Raw genomic sequence first — 1,588 nt, 5'->3', positions numbered from 1 at the left:
CTTTATAATATAATTGATAATGCGATTAAATATAATATAGATAATGGCAAAATAATTATTAGTTTAAATATAAACAAAAAACACATAGTTTTATCCATAAAAGACACTGGTATAGGCATTAGCAAGGATATTCAAAATAGAATATATGAGAGATTTTTTAGACAAGAAATAAGCAGAAACAAGCAAATAAAAGGCACAGGTTTAGGACTTTCAATAGTAAAAAAGATAGCTAGAATACATAAAATTAAAATAATGTTAAATTCCGAGCTAAATAAAGGGAGTGAATTTTTACTACTATTTAAAAATACAAAACACAAAGATTAAGTTTTAATTAATTCTTAATATCTATAATCTTTCATTTAAGCAATTACTTTTAAAGGAAAATCTATGAAATTAACTAACAAAATACCACTATTAGTAAGCATTCCATTAGTTATTTGTTTTATTCTATTAGGGTTGCTAAATTATAACAGTTCTAAAAATGACGCTGTAAATTATTCTAATTTAGGTAAACAAAAAACACTTGAAGCTACAATGCTCTATGTAGATTCATATTTCTCTGGTAAGATGAATTTTTTAACAAAATTTGCTAAAGCTATTGAAGAAGTTAATATTGATACAGATGAAGATATGATTTTAAGAAGACTAAATTTATTATATTCTCCATCAGGACTTAATGCTTTATATTTTGCTAAGGTTAAAGATGGCAAAACATTCTATAAGGGTAATGAAGAAGCAGCACATATAATTAAGGATTTTGATGCTAGGGAACGTAATTGGTTTAAAGAAGCTTTAGTTGATAAAGTTGTAAATTTAAGTGACGATATTTATTATGATGATAGATTAAAGACAGTTATAGCGACAATTTATGCTCCGGTTATGCAAAATGGAAAAATTATTGGAGTAATTGGCGGAGACTTAACTCTAAAACCATTAAAAGATAGTGTATTAAAACTAAAATACTCAGCTACAAATGCGATATTTGCATTTGATACACACAATCAATTTACTTTACATATAAATCCAAAGTATGAATTAAAACAAAATCCTGTTATAGACACAATTAAACAAGAATTGTCTAAAGCACAAGATTATAACGGGTTTAAAACTATTGAATACAATTTTGAAAACCATGATAAAAATGCAGTTTGTACAACTTATGATAAATTAAATTGGACAATTTGTAGCACTAATGAAAACAAAGATTTTGATGAAAATTTAAATAATTTATTAAAACAAAACCTAACAATGTTTATCATCTCATTGCTAATAATTTCAGCTATTTTATATTTATTAATCAAGCAATCTTTACGCCCACTTGAAATCATTCAAAAAGGCTTAAGAGAAGTATTTTCACTAATAAATCACGAAAGAAAAACAGCAAGTAAGATTGATTTAAATTCTAAAGATGAATTCGGAGATATGGCTAAAGCTATTAATGAAAACATTGAAAGAACAATTAACTCACTTACTCAAGATACAAACGCAGTAGAACAAAGCGTTCAAACAGCAGCAGCAATTGAAAGCGGAGATTTAAAAGCAAGAATTACTCTAAATCCTGCAAATCCACAATTAATTGAATTAAAAA

The 1,588-nt window shown here is 25.9% G+C and carries 2 protein-coding genes; both read left to right on the top strand.

All coding sequences use genetic code 11. The features are described 5' to 3' along the window. The coding region (locus KJQ99_RS09350; protein WP_214150658.1) for a sensor histidine kinase at positions 1 to 324 on the top strand (324 nt) is incomplete at its 5' end. 63 nt (positions 325 to 387) lie between these two features. Beyond that, a partial coding sequence (locus KJQ99_RS09345) for a cache domain-containing protein (protein WP_214150657.1) occupies positions 388 to 1,588 on the top strand: 1,201 nt, incomplete at its 3' end.

Origin of the sequence: Campylobacter sp. 2018MI13 (assembly GCF_018501135.1) — a bacterium.
In the GTDB taxonomy this organism is placed as follows: domain Bacteria; phylum Campylobacterota; class Campylobacteria; order Campylobacterales; family Campylobacteraceae; genus Campylobacter_E.
The sequence above is the reverse complement of the archived record's forward strand: the minus strand, read 5'-3'. Positions and strand labels throughout refer to the sequence as shown.